Origin of the sequence: Flavobacterium aeripolare (assembly GCF_013294025.1) — a bacterium.
Lineage (GTDB): Bacteria > Bacteroidota > Bacteroidia > Flavobacteriales > Flavobacteriaceae > Flavobacterium.
Window position 1 is genome coordinate 50742 of the sequence record NZ_JABSNL010000002.1, and the last position, 14448, is coordinate 65189.

Annotated in this window: 13 protein-coding genes; 7 read left to right on the top strand and 6 right to left on the bottom strand. The window is 35.2% G+C overall.

The features are described from left to right. Positions 1–66: 66 nt before the first annotated feature. From lysM to HNQ00_RS02425, 3 genes are all read right to left on the bottom strand, one after another. Positions 67–525 carry a peptidoglycan-binding protein LysM gene (lysM, locus tag HNQ00_RS02415; protein ID WP_173836744.1) on the bottom strand — a complete coding sequence of 153 codons (459 nt, stop codon included), beginning with the start codon at positions 523–525 and terminating at the stop codon, positions 67–69. Between the two features lie 99 nt (positions 526–624). After that, a complete protein-coding gene (locus HNQ00_RS02420; protein WP_173836746.1) occupies positions 625–1086 on the bottom strand; it encodes an Mpo1 family 2-hydroxy fatty acid dioxygenase in 462 nt (153 codons plus the stop codon). 202 nt (positions 1087–1288) lie between these two features. Then, positions 1289–2278 (bottom strand): glycosyltransferase family protein, encoded by a 990-nt coding sequence (locus tag HNQ00_RS02425; protein WP_173836748.1) that lies wholly within the window; start codon positions 2276–2278, stop codon positions 1289–1291. A 234-nt stretch (positions 2279–2512) separates the two neighbouring features. Here HNQ00_RS02425 and HNQ00_RS02430 point away from each other — a divergent pair, with 234 nt between their 5' ends. The 6 genes from HNQ00_RS02430 (at position 2513) to HNQ00_RS02455 (ending at position 7282) form a co-directional block, all read left to right on the top strand. Next, positions 2513–3196: a tetratricopeptide repeat protein gene (locus tag HNQ00_RS02430; protein WP_173836750.1), complete on the top strand. Its 684-nt coding sequence runs from the start codon at positions 2513–2515 to the stop codon at positions 3194–3196. A gap of 22 nt (positions 3197–3218) precedes the next feature. Beyond that, positions 3219–4574 carry a UDP-N-acetylmuramate--L-alanine ligase gene (locus HNQ00_RS02435; protein ID WP_173836752.1) on the top strand — a complete coding sequence of 452 codons (1356 nt, stop codon included), beginning with the start codon at positions 3219–3221 and terminating at the stop codon, positions 4572–4574. Between the two features lie 6 nt (positions 4575–4580). After that, complete coding sequence (locus HNQ00_RS02440; RefSeq protein ID WP_173836755.1) at positions 4581–5039, top strand: GNAT family N-acetyltransferase; 459 nt, start codon at positions 4581–4583, stop codon at positions 5037–5039. A gap of 70 nt (positions 5040–5109) precedes the next feature. Beyond that, a complete protein-coding gene (radC, locus tag HNQ00_RS02445; RefSeq protein WP_173836757.1) occupies positions 5110–5802 on the top strand; it encodes a RadC family protein in 693 nt (230 codons plus the stop codon). Positions 5803–5812: 10 nt separating this feature from the next. After that, complete coding sequence (locus HNQ00_RS02450; RefSeq protein ID WP_173836759.1) at positions 5813–6502, top strand: YjjG family noncanonical pyrimidine nucleotidase; 690 nt, start codon at positions 5813–5815, stop codon at positions 6500–6502. A gap of 3 nt (positions 6503–6505) precedes the next feature. Continuing rightward, a complete protein-coding gene (locus HNQ00_RS02455) occupies positions 6506–7282 on the top strand; it encodes a hypothetical protein (protein ID WP_173836761.1) in 777 nt (258 codons plus the stop codon). Positions 7283–7345: 63 nt separating this feature from the next. Here the strand turns inward: HNQ00_RS02455 and HNQ00_RS02460 are convergent, their stop codons facing one another. Beyond that, the gene (locus HNQ00_RS02460; protein WP_173836763.1) at positions 7346–8623 is read right to left on the bottom strand and encodes a replication-associated recombination protein A; all 1278 of its coding nucleotides are present in this window, start codon (positions 8621–8623) and stop codon (positions 7346–7348) included. Positions 8624–8839: 216 nt separating this feature from the next. Between HNQ00_RS02460 and HNQ00_RS02465 the strand changes: the two genes are divergently transcribed. Further along, on the top strand, positions 8840–9613 hold the full coding sequence (locus HNQ00_RS02465) for a rhomboid family intramembrane serine protease (protein ID WP_173836765.1): 774 nt from the start codon (positions 8840–8842) through the stop codon (positions 9611–9613). A gap of 74 nt (positions 9614–9687) precedes the next feature. Here HNQ00_RS02465 and HNQ00_RS02470 read toward each other — a convergent pair whose 3' ends face one another. Both HNQ00_RS02470 and HNQ00_RS02475 read right to left on the bottom strand, forming a co-directional pair. Next, complete coding sequence (locus HNQ00_RS02470) at positions 9688–11139, bottom strand: SusD/RagB family nutrient-binding outer membrane lipoprotein (RefSeq protein ID WP_173836767.1); 1452 nt, start codon at positions 11137–11139, stop codon at positions 9688–9690. A gap of 4 nt (positions 11140–11143) precedes the next feature. Then, the gene (locus HNQ00_RS02475) at positions 11144–14398 is read right to left on the bottom strand and encodes a SusC/RagA family TonB-linked outer membrane protein (protein WP_173836769.1); all 3255 of its coding nucleotides are present in this window, start codon (positions 14396–14398) and stop codon (positions 11144–11146) included. Positions 14399–14448 lie beyond the last annotated feature (50 nt).

Consider the following 14448-nt stretch of genomic DNA (forward strand, 5'->3'; position numbering starts at 1 on the left):
TTTATTTTCTTCTTGTTATAAAAAAATCCGTTTCAATATTTTGAAACGGATTTTTTTATTTTAACATTATTCATTTGGTATTCTTAGTACCTGTCCAGGATAGATTTTGTCTGGATCTGTAAGCATTGGTTTATTGGCCTCAAAAATTAGATTATACTTATTAGCATCTCCATAATATTTTTTTGCAATTTTAGAAAGCCAATCACCTGTTTCAACAGTATGGTACCTAGCTTCGGGCTCTTTTACTGCCACATCCATCTGATTGTCTACTTCAGATACACTCTCAATATTCCCTACTGCTAGTGCAATTTTTTCGGCATCTACTTGCTTATCGACTTCTCCTTTTAAGGTCACTGTTCCACCTTGTAGGTATATTTTTAAACTTTTAAAAGGCAATTTCATAGATTGCACGTGATTGAGCAGAGCACTAGCTTTCAAAGTTTCTTTTTCAGCAACTGGTGCTTCTTCCTCTTTTTTGCCAAATAATTTTGTACCGGCTCCTTTTATAAATGATAATAGTCCCATATTTTTTATGTATTGGTTAATACAGAACAAGTTAGCTATTTTTTTAAAGCTACAGTTAACTACAGTTTTAAAGTTTTGTGAAATTTTACAAAGAGAATGTTAACTAATCTTTACTACTGAGTCTATTACCCATGCTGGGCCTATAAGTAAAAATTGTAAATCTTTAATAAACGATGGTTTTTTGCCTTCTATTTTATGTCCATAAAATTGTCCTATCCATCCTACAGCAAAAACGGTTATAGAGAACCAAAGTAATGGAATATGTTGTCCTATTGCATAATTGCCTATTAAACAGATTGCCGTGAATAAAGTCATTTTTAGTCCCATAGGTAGCGATAGTCTAAAGTAAAATATCAATACAAATAATATCACCATAAAAGCCCAATTAGCAAATACGGGATGAATTGTGGCAAGAGGTAGTAGTAACTCACTTGGAATACTCATGAATAAACCAACCACTGAGAAAAATATTAGGGGAACACATATGTAGTGTATTTTCTTGTTAGTAACATTCTTATGACTAACGCCATATTCTGCAAACCATTCCTCTAGTGTTTTCATGTTTTATTTTTTACTAATTTAATAAAAAATAGCGAAATCTATCGAATAAGCTCTTTATTGTTGCGAATGTGGTTTTCTTTTTTGGATGAGGGATAGCAATGGGATTCCTTTTATGAGTTTTTACTCATAAAAGATTGCAATGTATAGCCCGACCCTCACAAGACCTTTTGGGATTGTGGTGGGGCAGCCCCTGCAACTTTATCTATCGAGCATAATTATTAAAAAGATAATCTAATGTTTCGGGAATATTGTTTGCTTGAATTTTGGGATATAAGATGTGTGAGTTTAACCAGTTAGTAATGATTTTGTCAAAGTTTTTATCGATTTGGTATACCACAGGCACGCCTAGTTTTTTTAGTGCAGCGGCATTACATTCTTGTTCATAATGATTACGAATGGGAATAGATAGTAGCTTTTTACCAAGATATAAGGCCTCTGCGGGTGTTTCAAAGCCGCCGCCAGTTATAATGCCATGACATGTGATAAGACTTTGATTAAACTGTTGCTGATTTACAGGGTAGTAAGTAATGTTGGCAATAGTGTGCTTGTATGTCGTACCTGCTAGAAACCAGTGAAAGTTGACATTATGCAAGTTTCTAAAAGCTTTTTCTAAGCAATCTTTATCAAATGAGGGAAGATAAACGGTAATGTGCTCAAGGTCTACGGCTGTTGCGGCAATTATCTCATCCTTGATAATGGGAGGCTTAATAAAGCTATCGTAGTTTTCAAAATGGAGACCAATATTTTGTGGTGCTTGGGCGTAATGTTTTAAAACCATTTCTCCAAGGACACTTTTCTTTTCGGGTCTGGGTGTGTTTTGTGATATAAAACTAGCTTGATGTCCAAACTGTACTGAAGGAACTTTTTGCAATTTGCAAGCGAGTGATGTGATAGCATCAAAATCATTGATAATAATATCGTAGTTCTTGAGAGGTAGGGAGGCTGCATCTTTGTAGATTTGTCTCGGTCGAATGTTTTTAGTGATGTTTAAGTAATCAAGGCCTCCACACTTACTGTAATACAAACTGCAGCCTTTACTGTGATAAGCGATGGGAATATTCAATTCTAAGGTGGCGTTGCTACCACTAAGGAAAAAGTCTACTTGACCATGTTTTAAAAGGTAAGGGTGTAATTGTGTGGCTCTACTTATATGTCCGTTTCCGGTGGCTTGAATGGCATAAAATATTTTCATAGTGGTTGGTTTATTAGCGTGCAATTGCTTGGTGTCGCTATTTAGAAATTATTACTGGCAAGAACTTTGTGAAGTAGGACGATATGTATTATTTGTTTTAAGGCTTAAAATGCTAATTTAGAAAGTGTATGTTATTAGAAAGTGTTTTAAAGATTTCTATTTTATTATACTTTTTAGTTTCAATGTTGGTCAATAAACTTTTCCATGCTTGTAATAATTTCTTATTTTTGAAAAATGAAACACTTATTATTTCTATTATTCCCTTTCCTACTTTTCGCTCAATCGAACTATGATAGAGCCCAGCGTTTTTTTGACGATAAAAAGTACGATCAAGCAAAACCTTTATTAGAGTCTTTATATAGATCGAATGCTACTAATTTGACTATTATTGAAAACTTAGGTGATATTGCGGGTTATAATAAAGATTGGCCTGAAGCAATAGCATATTATAAAAAGCTTAAAACATTAAAGCCTCAGGAGTCTAACTACTATTATAAATATGGTGGTGCAAGTGGTATGTATGCCTTAGAGGTCAACAATTTTAAGGCGTTAGGAATGCTTGACGATATAAAAGAATCCTTTGAAAAAGCAATTCAGTTAGATCCAAAACATATAGGTGCTCGATGGGCATTAGTGGAGCTTTATATCAAATTGCCAGGAATAGTGGGTGGAAGTGAGTCTAAAGCAAAGAAATATTCTAATGAGTTACTGGCTATTTCAGCGGTTGATGGTTATTTATCACGCGGGAAAATAGAGGAATACTTTAAAAGATATAAGGCTGCCGAAGTCGCTTACAAAAAAGCAATTATAGCAAGTAATAATTCGGTGGAGAGTTATAGAAAATTAGCAGATTTATATAAAAATAAGATGAACGAACCAGCAAAGGCAAGTGCACTCTTAGAACAGTTGAAAAAGTAAATTGAACATTTAAGAATACGATATGAGAACTCATTTTATAGCTATTGGAGGTAGCGCAATGCATAACCTAGCATTAGCATTAAATAATAAAGGATACCAAGTAACTGGTAGCGATGATGCTATTTTTGAGCCGTCTAAATCGCGTCTAGATAAAAAAGGATTGTTGCCTGCAACAATGGGTTGGTTTCCAGAGAAAATAACAAATGATATTGGAGCTGTTATTTTAGGGATGCATGCAAAGGCTGATAATCCAGAGTTGCTAAAAGCGCAAGAGCTAGGATTGAAAATTTATTCGTATCCTGAATTTTTATTCGAACAGTCAAAAAATAAAACACGTGTTGTAATAGGAGGGTCTCACGGTAAAACAACAATAACCTCTATGACCTTACATGTAATGCATTATCATGATATTGCTGTTGATTATATGGTAGGAGCGCAGTTAGAAGGATTTGACACAATGGTACATCTTACAGAGGAGAATGATTTTATTGTTCTTGAAGGTGATGAGTATTTGTCTTCACCGATAGATAGAAGACCTAAGTTTCATTTATACCAGCCTAACATTGCATTAATTTCAGGAATTGCTTGGGATCATATTAACGTGTTTCCTACTTATGAAAATTACGTAGAGCAGTTTGAAATTTTTGTTTCAAAAATCACAAATGGAGGTATTCTAGTCTACAATGAGGATGACGCTGAAGTTAAAAAAGTTGCTGACGCTGCTACTAATCCTATTAGGAAATTAGCCTACACCACACCTAACTATAAAGTAGAGAATGGTGTGACTTTACTAGAAACTCCAGAAGGGGATATGCCTATCGAAGTTTTTGGTGCTCATAATCTTAACAATTTGGCTGGAGCCAAATGGATTTGTCAAAATATGGGTGTTGACGAAGAAGCATTCTATGAGGCAATAGCTAGTTTTAAAGGTGCTTCTAAACGTTTAGAGAAAATAGCAGAAGGAAAAGGGAAGGTTGCATATAAAGATTTTGCACATTCTCCTAGTAAAGTAGCTGCGACTACTAAGGCTGTAAAAGAACAATATCCAGATAGAAAATTAATAGCCTGTTTAGAATTACATACGTACAGTAGCTTGAACGCTGATTTTTTGAAAGAATATGAGGGTGCGTTGCAATATGCAGATACCGCTGTCGTATTCTATTCTCCAGATGCTGTAAAGATTAAGCAGCTTGATGAAGTAACTTATGAACAAATTGCTACTGCTTTTAATAGAGAAGATTTGGTTATATATACTAATCCAGGCGAATTCAAAGAATATTTGTTTGGTTTAGACTTTGATAACTCGGCACTTTTACTAATGAGCTCAGGAAATTATGGTGGCTTAGATTTTGACGAACTTAAAAAAGTAATAGCTTAAATACTGGTGGAAAATAATTTTAAAATTATAAGAACCACATCAGAGCATCCTGACTTTGCTGTACTAGTGGCGCTTTTAGATAAAAGTCTGTGGGCTGCTTACCCTGAGTTGGCTAGCGATTACTGGGGAAATAATATTTTAGAAATTAACCCAAACGTTGTGATCGTTTATAGCGACAATAAAGCGGTTAGCTGTAGCTGTTTTAAAAAGAAAGACAATACAACCATCGAAATTAAACGCATGTTTGTTGCCGATGCGTATAGAGGAAACGGTTTGGCTCTAGTGATGCTAGAGGAACTGGAATCTTGGGCTACTGATTTAGGTTTTACAAGATCAGTGCTAGAGACACTTTATAAGCAAGAGGCTGCTATGAAGATGTATGCAAAAGCAGGTTACGAAAATATTGATAATTATCCTCCTTATGTAGGGCGAACAGCAAGTATATGTATGGGTAAAAATATTTAGATTCAATTGCCCCGATTGAATTTATGCGAGCGGCAAGTGTTGTCGTGAGATTTAATTTAAATCGGTAACAATGGAACAAAGTAATTTTCCAATTACAAACTGGTCAGAAGATGATCGACCTCGAGAAAAATTAATGCTTAAAGGCAAGAGTGCCCTTAGTGACGCTGAGTTAATTGCTATTTTAATTGGTTCAGGCAATCGCAATGAGTCAGCAGTAGATTTAAGTAAAAGGATCTTAGGTGGTGTTAGTAATAATCTAAATGCATTAGGAAAACTATCTATAGCACCCTTAACTCAATATAAGGGAATAGGAGAGGCAAAAGCGATTTCGATTATCGCAGCGCTAGAGCTAGGGAGACGTCGTCGAGCAGAGGAAGCTGTAGAATTAGTAAAGATAACGTCTAGTAAAGCAATTTTTGAATTAATGCAGCCTATCATCGGCGAGTTAGCTCACGAAGAGTTTTGGATTGTGTATTTAAATAATTCAAATAAGGTTCTTTCTAAGGAGCAACTTAGTAAAGGAGGTATTACGGGAACATTAGTTGATGTTAGGATAGTGTTCAAGAAAGCATTAGAATTAAGTGCTACGGCCTTAATTTTGTGTCACAATCATCCGTCAGGAACGCTAGTGCCTAGTGAGGCAGACAAACACATTACTAAAAAGCTGAAACTGGCAGGGGAGAGTCTAGAAATAAAAGTTTTAGATCACGTAATTGTAACCGAAAATAGTTACTTCAGTTTTGTAGATTCGGGAATATTTTAAAAAAATAAAAATGAAAATTAATAATATAAGTGATGTTTTTTTTGACTTGGATCACACACTTTGGGATTTCGATAAAAATTCTGAAATAACTTTTGGTAAAATATTAGCTAATAATCATCCTACGATAGACGTTAAGGATTTTATCGCTAAATATGTTCCCATAAATCAAGCTTGCTGGCAATTATATCAATTTGATAAAATAACGCATGATGAGTTGCGATACAACCGTTTAAAAGATTCATTTGATGCTATCAATTATACGATTAGTGACAGTCATATCGAGGTGATTGCTCAAGAGTACTTAACCTTTTTGCCAGATAATAATCACCTTTTTGATGGTACGATCGAAGTTTTAGATTATTTAAACGAGAATTATAAGCTGCACATCATCACAAATGGTTTTGCCGAGGTTCAGGATCGAAAAATAAAAAACTCAAAAATTGAGAGCTATTTTAGAACTATTACCAACTCAGAGTTGGCCGGTGTAAAGAAACCCAATGCTATAATTTTTGAATATGCTTTAAATTTAGCTGGTGCAAAAAAAGAAAATAGCATCATGATAGGTGATTCATTAGAAGCAGATGTTCAGGGAGCTCTAGACATGGGCCTTGACGCGATATTTTTTAATGAGAGCAAAATTGAAGTCGTCGATAATATTAAACAAGTTAATCATTTATTAGAATTAAAGAAATACCTTTAGAACATGAAAAAATACATTTTATTACTACTGCTAGTTGTAGGTAGTGCCATTAACGCTCAAACTGTTAACAATTATAAAGCAGTTATTGTACCTTTAAAATATGATTTTTTGAAGTCAGAAAACGCATATCGTTTAAATACTATATCAAAATTCAATACAAAGAAAGCTGGATTTGAGGCATTTTATGCTAATCAATCTATCCCAAGAGAAATGACTAATCGTTGTGATTTACTCTATCTTAATGTAGAGAAAGATAGCGGTTTTCTAGTTACTAAATTGTTTGTGACTTTCAAAGATTGTAATGGTACTATAATATTTCAATCTGAGACAGGTAAAAGTAAAGAGAAAGAGTATGAAGCAGCTTATATGGAGGCTTTAAACGAAGCATTCCAATCTGTTTATGCTTTGCATTATAAATATGAAGGTCCAGCTGCTAATGTAGCTGCAGATCAAATGGATCAAAATCAAACTTATAATAATAATCAAACAGTGTATGCTCCTGCAACTAAGATCAACGTTCAGGAAGAAGAACAAGCTACTGTTACAACAGTTGCATCCACAGAAGGATTGCTATATGCGCAACCAATAGCTAATGGTTACCAATTAATAGATGCTACGCCAAAAGTGGTTATGAAAGTAACTAAAACTTCTAATCCTGCTACTTACATCGCTGTAAAAGGTGATACTCAAGGTGTTTTAGTTTCTAAAAATGGGGCATGGTTTTTTGAATATTATCAAGACCAAAATCTTATTTCAGAAAAAGTTGAGGTGAAATTTTAAAAAGTTTAGAGCGATAATAAAAAAGGTCCTAAAAGCATTAACGTGCATTTAGGACCTTTTTATTTAATAACCGTATTTTCCTTTCCAGCGATTTTTTAAAAAATCTCTGGTTGTGTTTTCACGAGAATTAATTCCTGGCGTGTACAAGGCTGAGTTTTTCACTTCTTCTGGCAAATACTCTTGTTCTGCAAAGTTGTTTTGGTAATCATGAGAGTACTTGTATTCGTCTCCATAACCCAATTCTTTCATTAATTTTGTAGGAGCATTTCTTAAGTGAATTGGCACAGATAAATCACCTGTTTGCTTTACCAGTTGTTGTGCTGAGCCTATGGCTAAGTAAGAAGCATTACTCTTAGGCGATGTTGCTAAATAGATGGCGCACTGACTTAAAATAATGCGACTTTCAGGATAACCAATTGTTGCAACTGCTTGAAAAGTATTGTTAGCCATAATAAATGCCGTAGGATTTGCTAAGCCGATGTCTTCGCTAGATAAAATTAACATGCGTCTCGCGATGAATTTTACATCCTCGCCGCCTTCAATCATTCGAGCAAGCCAGTAAACCGCTCCATTGGGGTCACTACCCCGAATTGATTTTATAAATGCCGAAACGATATCGTAATGTTGCTCACCACTTTTATCATATAAGACGGTGTTTTGCTGTACTAATGCAAACACCCGTTCATTTGTAATTACAATTTCATCCTCTGCAGATGCGTTGATCACCAGCTCGAAGATATTTAATAATTTACGGCCATCTCCTCCAGAAAGTCTCAGTAAGGCTTCTGTTTCCTTTAAAACAATATTTTTTGTAAGTAGGTAGGCGTCTTTTTTCAAAGCTCTTTGTAATAGCGCTTCCAAGTCTGCTTTTGTAAATGCATTCAAAATGTACACTTGACAACGTGATAATAGGGCAGGGATCACCTCAAAACTGGGGTTCTCTGTCGTTGCGCCTATCAATGTAATCCAGCCTTTCTCAACGGCTGCAAGTAGCGAATCTTGCTGTGATTTACTAAAGCGATGAATCTCATCTATAAATAGAATCGGATTTTTTGCGGTGAAAAGTCCGCCACTTTGTTTTGCTTTCTCAATAACCTCCCTAATGTCCTTTACGCCAGAATTGATGGCGCTCAAGATATAAAACGGGCGTTTAGATTCCTGAGCAATGATTTGTGCTAACGTTGTTTTCCCCGTACCGGGTGGTCCCCATAATATTAATGAGGGAATAATTCCTTTCGTAATTTGGTTTGTTAATGATCCGTTAGGTCCTATCAAGTGGGACTGGCTAACGTAATCCTCTAAATTCTGTGGGCGTATGCGTTCTGCTAATGGTGCTTCCATTTTGCAAAATTAATCAATTTATTTGAAGCTATTCCAGCTATCCACTATATCTTTTTATAAACAGCTCGTGCCTCGCAGTTTATAAAAAGGATGCCGTTACTATCTGGGCTATTTCGATTAGAAATCTAAGAATGTTTGTAGGTAAGGTGACAAAATAGCATATAATATCTTTGGTTTCATTTTTGCAATTACAACAAAGAATAATTATCAGATACTATGGAAAAAGAATTCAAATATACAAATGCTGTCATCGCAGTGCCATTATTTTTTGTGCTTTCCATGTGGCTAGTATATTGGTTCGAAATAAGATTTCATTATAATTTTGTGACAAACGGTATTTTACCTAGAGAAATTAGCGGTTTGCAAGGTGTGCTATTTAGTCCCTTTATTCATTCTAATCTGGGGCATTTGTATAACAACTCAATTCCGCTTTTAGTCCTTTTAGCAGCCTTGCAATATTTTTATCCTCGTCATTCTTTTGCAGTAATTTGCTATGGTATTTTGTCCTCCGGACTACTAACTTGGTTAATAGGCAGAACAAGCTATCACATTGGCGCTAGCGGACTCATTTATGTTCTTGTAGGGTTTATATTTTTTAAAGGAGTGCTTACTAGATATTATCGTCTCGTTGCGTTATCGCTAACGGTAATTGTATTGTATGGTGGAATGATCTGGTATGTACTGCCAGATGTGGATAATTCAATCTCGTGGGAAGGGCATCTTGCAGGTTTAGTATCTGGAGTCGCTTTTGCCATTATACTAAAATCGCCTGAATATAAAAAAGTTCCAAAGTACGAATGGGAACTTCCAGAATATGATGTTGCCGAAGATAAGTTTATGCAGCGGTTTGATGAAAATGGGAATTTTGTAAACTTACCCGAAGAAGCGATAGAAGAGAAGGAAGTTGTTTATTCTTATTTTACTGGAGATATTAGAGTGAATTATAGTTATGTGGAGCGAAGTATTGCCAGCGATAGTGAATTTAATTAGTCAAATTACATGTCAACAAAAAAGGCTGTCCTTGATAGGACAGCCTTTTTAGTATTAAAAAAAACAGTGAGGTGTTATTGATTCACTTCTGTTTTATCTGTAATTTTTGGCAGTGGAGTTGGAACATTAGCTCCATTTGCGTTAATCTCATCTTGAGAATAAATTAAACGTTGCGGCGTTCCAGCAAATAGACTGTTGATTTTTATACCAGCAATGTTGTTTGTTCTTCTGAAATCAGTAAATGCTTCATAATTACCCAAGAAATAAATATATCTTTCTTCGTATATTTCTCTTAGTAAAGCATTTTGATTAGTTAAGGTTCCAGCCATGTTTTCCATACCTCCGGCAGTAAAATCAGCAGCATCATAGTTTGAGTATTTAAAAGTAAGACCTTTATAACCTAAACTTGCTACACCGCCTGTCACGTTACCAATAGAATATCCTGTATCTAACAACATTCTATAAGCGTTGTAAGATGCTAGACCTGTACTAAAAGATACACGAGCATCTGCCTCAGCGATAATTAATAACATTTCACCATAAGTTACTAGAGGTAAGTTAGAGTCTGATCCAAATTTACCCGTTTCAGTATCATAGTCAAGACCATTAATATTTAGCTCCGTTCCAGTGTATATGAATGCTAAACGTGCTGCTTCATCCGTTTTACTATTTGTTCTAGTAATTGCCGAAGTACTATTTAAAAGTGTTACTGCGTATCCTGCACCATTCATATACCCTTGTCTCTCATACTCTAAAAATTCATAGAATGGATTAAAGTTTTGTTGAGAAGTTGCACCTTGAAAAAGTGCATTAAAATCATTAGCTGAAGTATTAAAACCCTTAAGTGCGTTTGCTTTTGCTGCAGTATAATTCTTAACGTGCAAGTAATATCTAGCCTTTAAAGAGTATGCCAATTGAGTCCATTTTGCTGTGTTACCTTGGTAATGATAATCAAGATTTGCAGGGATTAATCCAGGTTTAGCAAGATTAGCTATAGCATCGTCAAGTAACGTTTGCAACTTAGCATAGATATCTGACTGTTTGTCAAATTTTGGTTTGTTAAATGGATCATTTGTAATAAATTCAGAGTAGGGAATGTCTCCCCAAAGAGAAGTTGCAGTACCAATACTGTGCGCTTCCACAATCTGAAGCGCTCCAAGCACTTTTGAATTGTTTTCTGCTATTGCTTTTTGTTGCGTGATTCTATCTTGCGTTAAAAAGTTAACATAAAGAAGGCCCCAAGCAGAATCAGAATCTGCAGATGTGTTCGCATTCCAGTCGTTTAGCGGAATATATTGTCTATCAATTCCAGTTGCCTGACCAAGCCACAACATTGTATTTCTTACATTATTTGTTGTTTGAAAATACTGGTTAGCTAATAATACTGATTGAAATATATTTTTTGCTTGAGCATCGTCCGCTTGTAACTTATTAGGGTTTTCATTGATACCCTCAACAGAATCTGTACAGCTCACTACAGCAAGTGCTAATAGTAGTGGTGTTATGTATTTGTTATATTTTTTCATTTTTTTAGAATTTTACGTTTAGTGAGAAAATAATAGATTTAGTATTAGGACTGTTGAAGTACTGTAAACCTCTACCGTTAGATCCACCTGTTAAGTTTGTTTCAGGATCTTGACCTAGAGTCTTGTCTTCAGTCCATAACCATAGATTTCTTCCCGTAAGTGAGAATGTCATAGACTGTATTCCCGCCTTGTCTAAAAATGTAGTATTTGGCAAACGGTATGCTACAGTTGCTTCTCTAAGTTTTACCCATGTAGCAGACTTAATAAATTGTTCAGATACTGCTCCAAATCCACCACCTAATGCACTATACCATGATTGATTAAGTAATCTAGGTCCAGCTCCAAAATCTTTAATATTTCCTCTCACGCTATATGAACCGTCGCTGTTTAACCATCCTTGTGAGATTGCTGTTGCTCCGTTAGATCCTGTAAGTGCTGTTGCTTCTGCTGCTGTTAAATTAAGGATATTAGCAGTTTCAACTGATTTACCAAAAACATTTAATGCTCCATTAGTTCCATCCCATAAATCACCACCAACAGACGCATCAAATAATACGTTTAACGATAACCCTTTATATTCGAATGTATTAGTTAAACCTGCTCTAAATTTTGGATTTGGATTTCCAATTACTCCTTCAGTAGCTGATGCTACAGGAAAACCTTGTGCATCTAACACTAACTCACCTGAGGCATCTCTGTCCCAACGACCTCCCCATAATACTCCTAGTGGTTGATTAAGAACAGCTCTTGATGATGTTCCAGCAAACCCATTAAGTAATATAGATTCTGATCCAGTTAATTTTGTTACCTCATTTTTATTAGTACCAAAAGTAGCTGCTATATTCCATTTGAAATCTGAATTTTTTAGGATAGCTGCGTCAAAGTCAATTTCTAAACCTTTGTTTGATAGCTGAGCGAAGTTTCCATAAAGATCACTAACTGATGATGATGGGTTATTTGCTGCTGCAACTAAATTGTCTCTAATAACATCTGTATAGTACGTTACTCCTAAATTCACTCTATTGAAAAAGCCTAAATCGATTCCAGCTTCATATTGCGTTTTTATCTCTGGTTTTAAACCAGGATTACCTGCCAATGATTCTCTTTCAAATCCACCATTGTAAGCTGCTGCATCATACGCAGGTCCCCAAGATTCTGTTCCTGTAGCTCCAGTAATGTAAGTGTATCCATTATAGATACCAGGCATAATAGCTACCTGTCCGTATGTTGCTCTAATTTTACCAAATGTTAAAGTTTCGCTTTTCAAATGATGTGTAAATAAGTAAGATAGTTCAACAGATGGATAAACATATGTCTTTAAGTTAGGGTCAAGTGCAGATGAAGTTTCTGCTCTGGCTCCTATGTTAGCATTCAAATAGTCTTTGTAATTTAAAGATGTAGATAAAAATGCAGCATTAGTTTTTGTATTACTTCTATTTAAGTAAGTCGATCTGTTAGCTAACAGTGAGTTAGAATAAACAAATTTAGGAGAATTGATTAAAAAGTTTTTATAATCACCACCTCTAAATACAGTGTTTATCTCTGCTGTGTTGATCCCTGCAGTATATTCAAAACGTAAATCATCTGTAAAATTAAAGTTTCCTATCCCTAAAACATCTACATTGTATTGTCTGTGTGTTACACCATCTTCTGATGCAAATCCACCTCCACCATTCTCAGAAGAGTATATTGGATACATAGATTGTCTATCATCTGAATACCCATCCACATTTGCACGACCAATTAATCTAAATTGATCAGAAAATTGGTGCTCTAGTTGGATACCTGCAATATATCTGTTAACTGTATTTGGATTCTTTTGTATATCAGTTGACCAGAATGGATTATTGTATATAGGACTTGTTGAAGTTTCAGTGGTACCTAGATCTTTTCTATATGATCTATGGCTTCCAACTGTAGCAACTCCAGCTGCTGTAAAGTTTGTTCCTAAGAAATCTCTATTGTCAAAATCTGGTGCAGTTCTATATAAACCAAGTAATAATCCACTCGTGTTTGAACCTTGTTGTACTCTATTTGAATTTGACGTAGAGTAACTCATTTTTCCAGTAAATGTAGTTTTTTCTCCTAATTTGTAAACAGTATTAAAGTCAATGTTTGTTCTTTCATAAGAACTATTTCTTACAACACCATCTTGTTTAGTATTACCTAAACTTAAGTAGAAACTCCCGTTTTCGCTACCACCGCTAAATGCGATATTTTGATTGCTTGTGTTTCCAGTTCCTAAGATTTCATCATAGTTTGAATCGTTAAAATTAGCAGTGCTATTTTTTTTCGTGATTCCGTAGTAAGTGTTACCTCTATCAGATACAAAATACGATCCAGCATTGTTTACTGCATCTGCTGCTCCACTACGACTACTAATCAAATCCCCATAAGATGAACCAGTGTTTCTTGCAAACGATCCATTAGACCCTTGACCAAATAGGTCTTGAGTTTTGAAACGAACGTTCACATCATCAATAGAATAAGATGAGTTTAACTCAATAGATAGTTTTCCTTTTCCTTTTTTAGTTGTGATAAGTACAACACCATTTGCCGCTCTAAAACCCCATAATGCAGATGCAGACGCTCCCTTAAGGATTGTAACGCTTGCTATGCTGTTAGGGTTGATATCTCCCACTCTTGATTGCTGGTTTACACCACCAACTTGATTACCATTGTCTAATTCTTGTCCAGAAATTGGGATACCATCCACTACATAAAGTGGTTGAGTGTTTCCTGTAATTGTATTTTGTCCACGTATTTGTACATATGATCCTGCTCCAGGGTCTCCAGAGCTAGATGTTACCACTACGTTTGATGCTTTCGCAGATAACGAGTTAAGTAAACCTGTCTCACCCGTAGAAGCTAATGCTTCTCCTTTTACTTTTGAAGACGATGAGTTTGATAATTTCTTTTTGGTTTCAATACCAAAAACGTTAATTGTTACCCCTTCTAATTCTAACGCATCTCCCACTAATTTTATATTAACAGTAGATGATGAAGCTTTGCGCTCCTGTGTTTTCATCCCAATGTAGCTAAATACTAGAATTTGACTCGTCGCAGCTTTGATAGCATATTTTCCATCAAAATCAGTTTGTGCACCATTTGTGGTACCTTTTACTGATATACTTACTCCCGGTAGCGGCATGCCTGAAGCATCCGTCACAGTTCCTCGTACAATTCCTTCTTGAGCGAAAGAGATTTGTGTCACTAATACTAAAAGTAGTATTAAGATTTGATTCAACTTTAGTTTCATTATTTATAAGTTTTGGTTTGTTATGCAAATATCATAAAAAATTGTTAATA

Bases quoted from the DNA above. Each gene is read 5' to 3' on its own strand.
- HNQ00_RS02455 (WP_173836761.1), top strand. From the start codon at position 6,506: ATGAAAAAATACATTTTATTACTACTGCTAGTTGTAGGTAGTGCCATT.
- HNQ00_RS02425 (WP_173836748.1), bottom strand. From the start codon at position 2,278: ATGAAAATATTTTATGCCATTCAAGCCACCGGAAACGGACATATAAGT.
- HNQ00_RS02475 (WP_173836769.1), bottom strand. From the start codon at position 14,398: ATGAAACTAAAGTTGAATCAAATCTTAATACTACTTTTAGTATTAGTG.
- HNQ00_RS02420 (WP_173836746.1), bottom strand. From the start codon at position 1,086: ATGAAAACACTAGAGGAATGGTTTGCAGAATATGGCGTTAGTCATAAG.
- HNQ00_RS02450 (WP_173836759.1), top strand. From the start codon at position 5,813: ATGAAAATTAATAATATAAGTGATGTTTTTTTTGACTTGGATCACACA.
- HNQ00_RS02460 (WP_173836763.1), bottom strand. From the start codon at position 8,623: ATGGAAGCACCATTAGCAGAACGCATACGCCCACAGAATTTAGAGGAT.
- HNQ00_RS02435 (WP_173836752.1), top strand. From the start codon at position 3,219: ATGAGAACTCATTTTATAGCTATTGGAGGTAGCGCAATGCATAACCTA.
- lysM (WP_173836744.1), bottom strand. From the start codon at position 525: ATGGGACTATTATCATTTATAAAAGGAGCCGGTACAAAATTATTTGGC.
- radC (WP_173836757.1), top strand. From the start codon at position 5,110: ATGGAACAAAGTAATTTTCCAATTACAAACTGGTCAGAAGATGATCGA.
- HNQ00_RS02465 (WP_173836765.1), top strand. From the start codon at position 8,840: ATGGAAAAAGAATTCAAATATACAAATGCTGTCATCGCAGTGCCATTA.
- HNQ00_RS02430 (WP_173836750.1), top strand. From the start codon at position 2,513: ATGAAACACTTATTATTTCTATTATTCCCTTTCCTACTTTTCGCTCAA.
- HNQ00_RS02470 (WP_173836767.1), bottom strand. From the start codon at position 11,139: ATGAAAAAATATAACAAATACATAACACCACTACTATTAGCACTTGCT.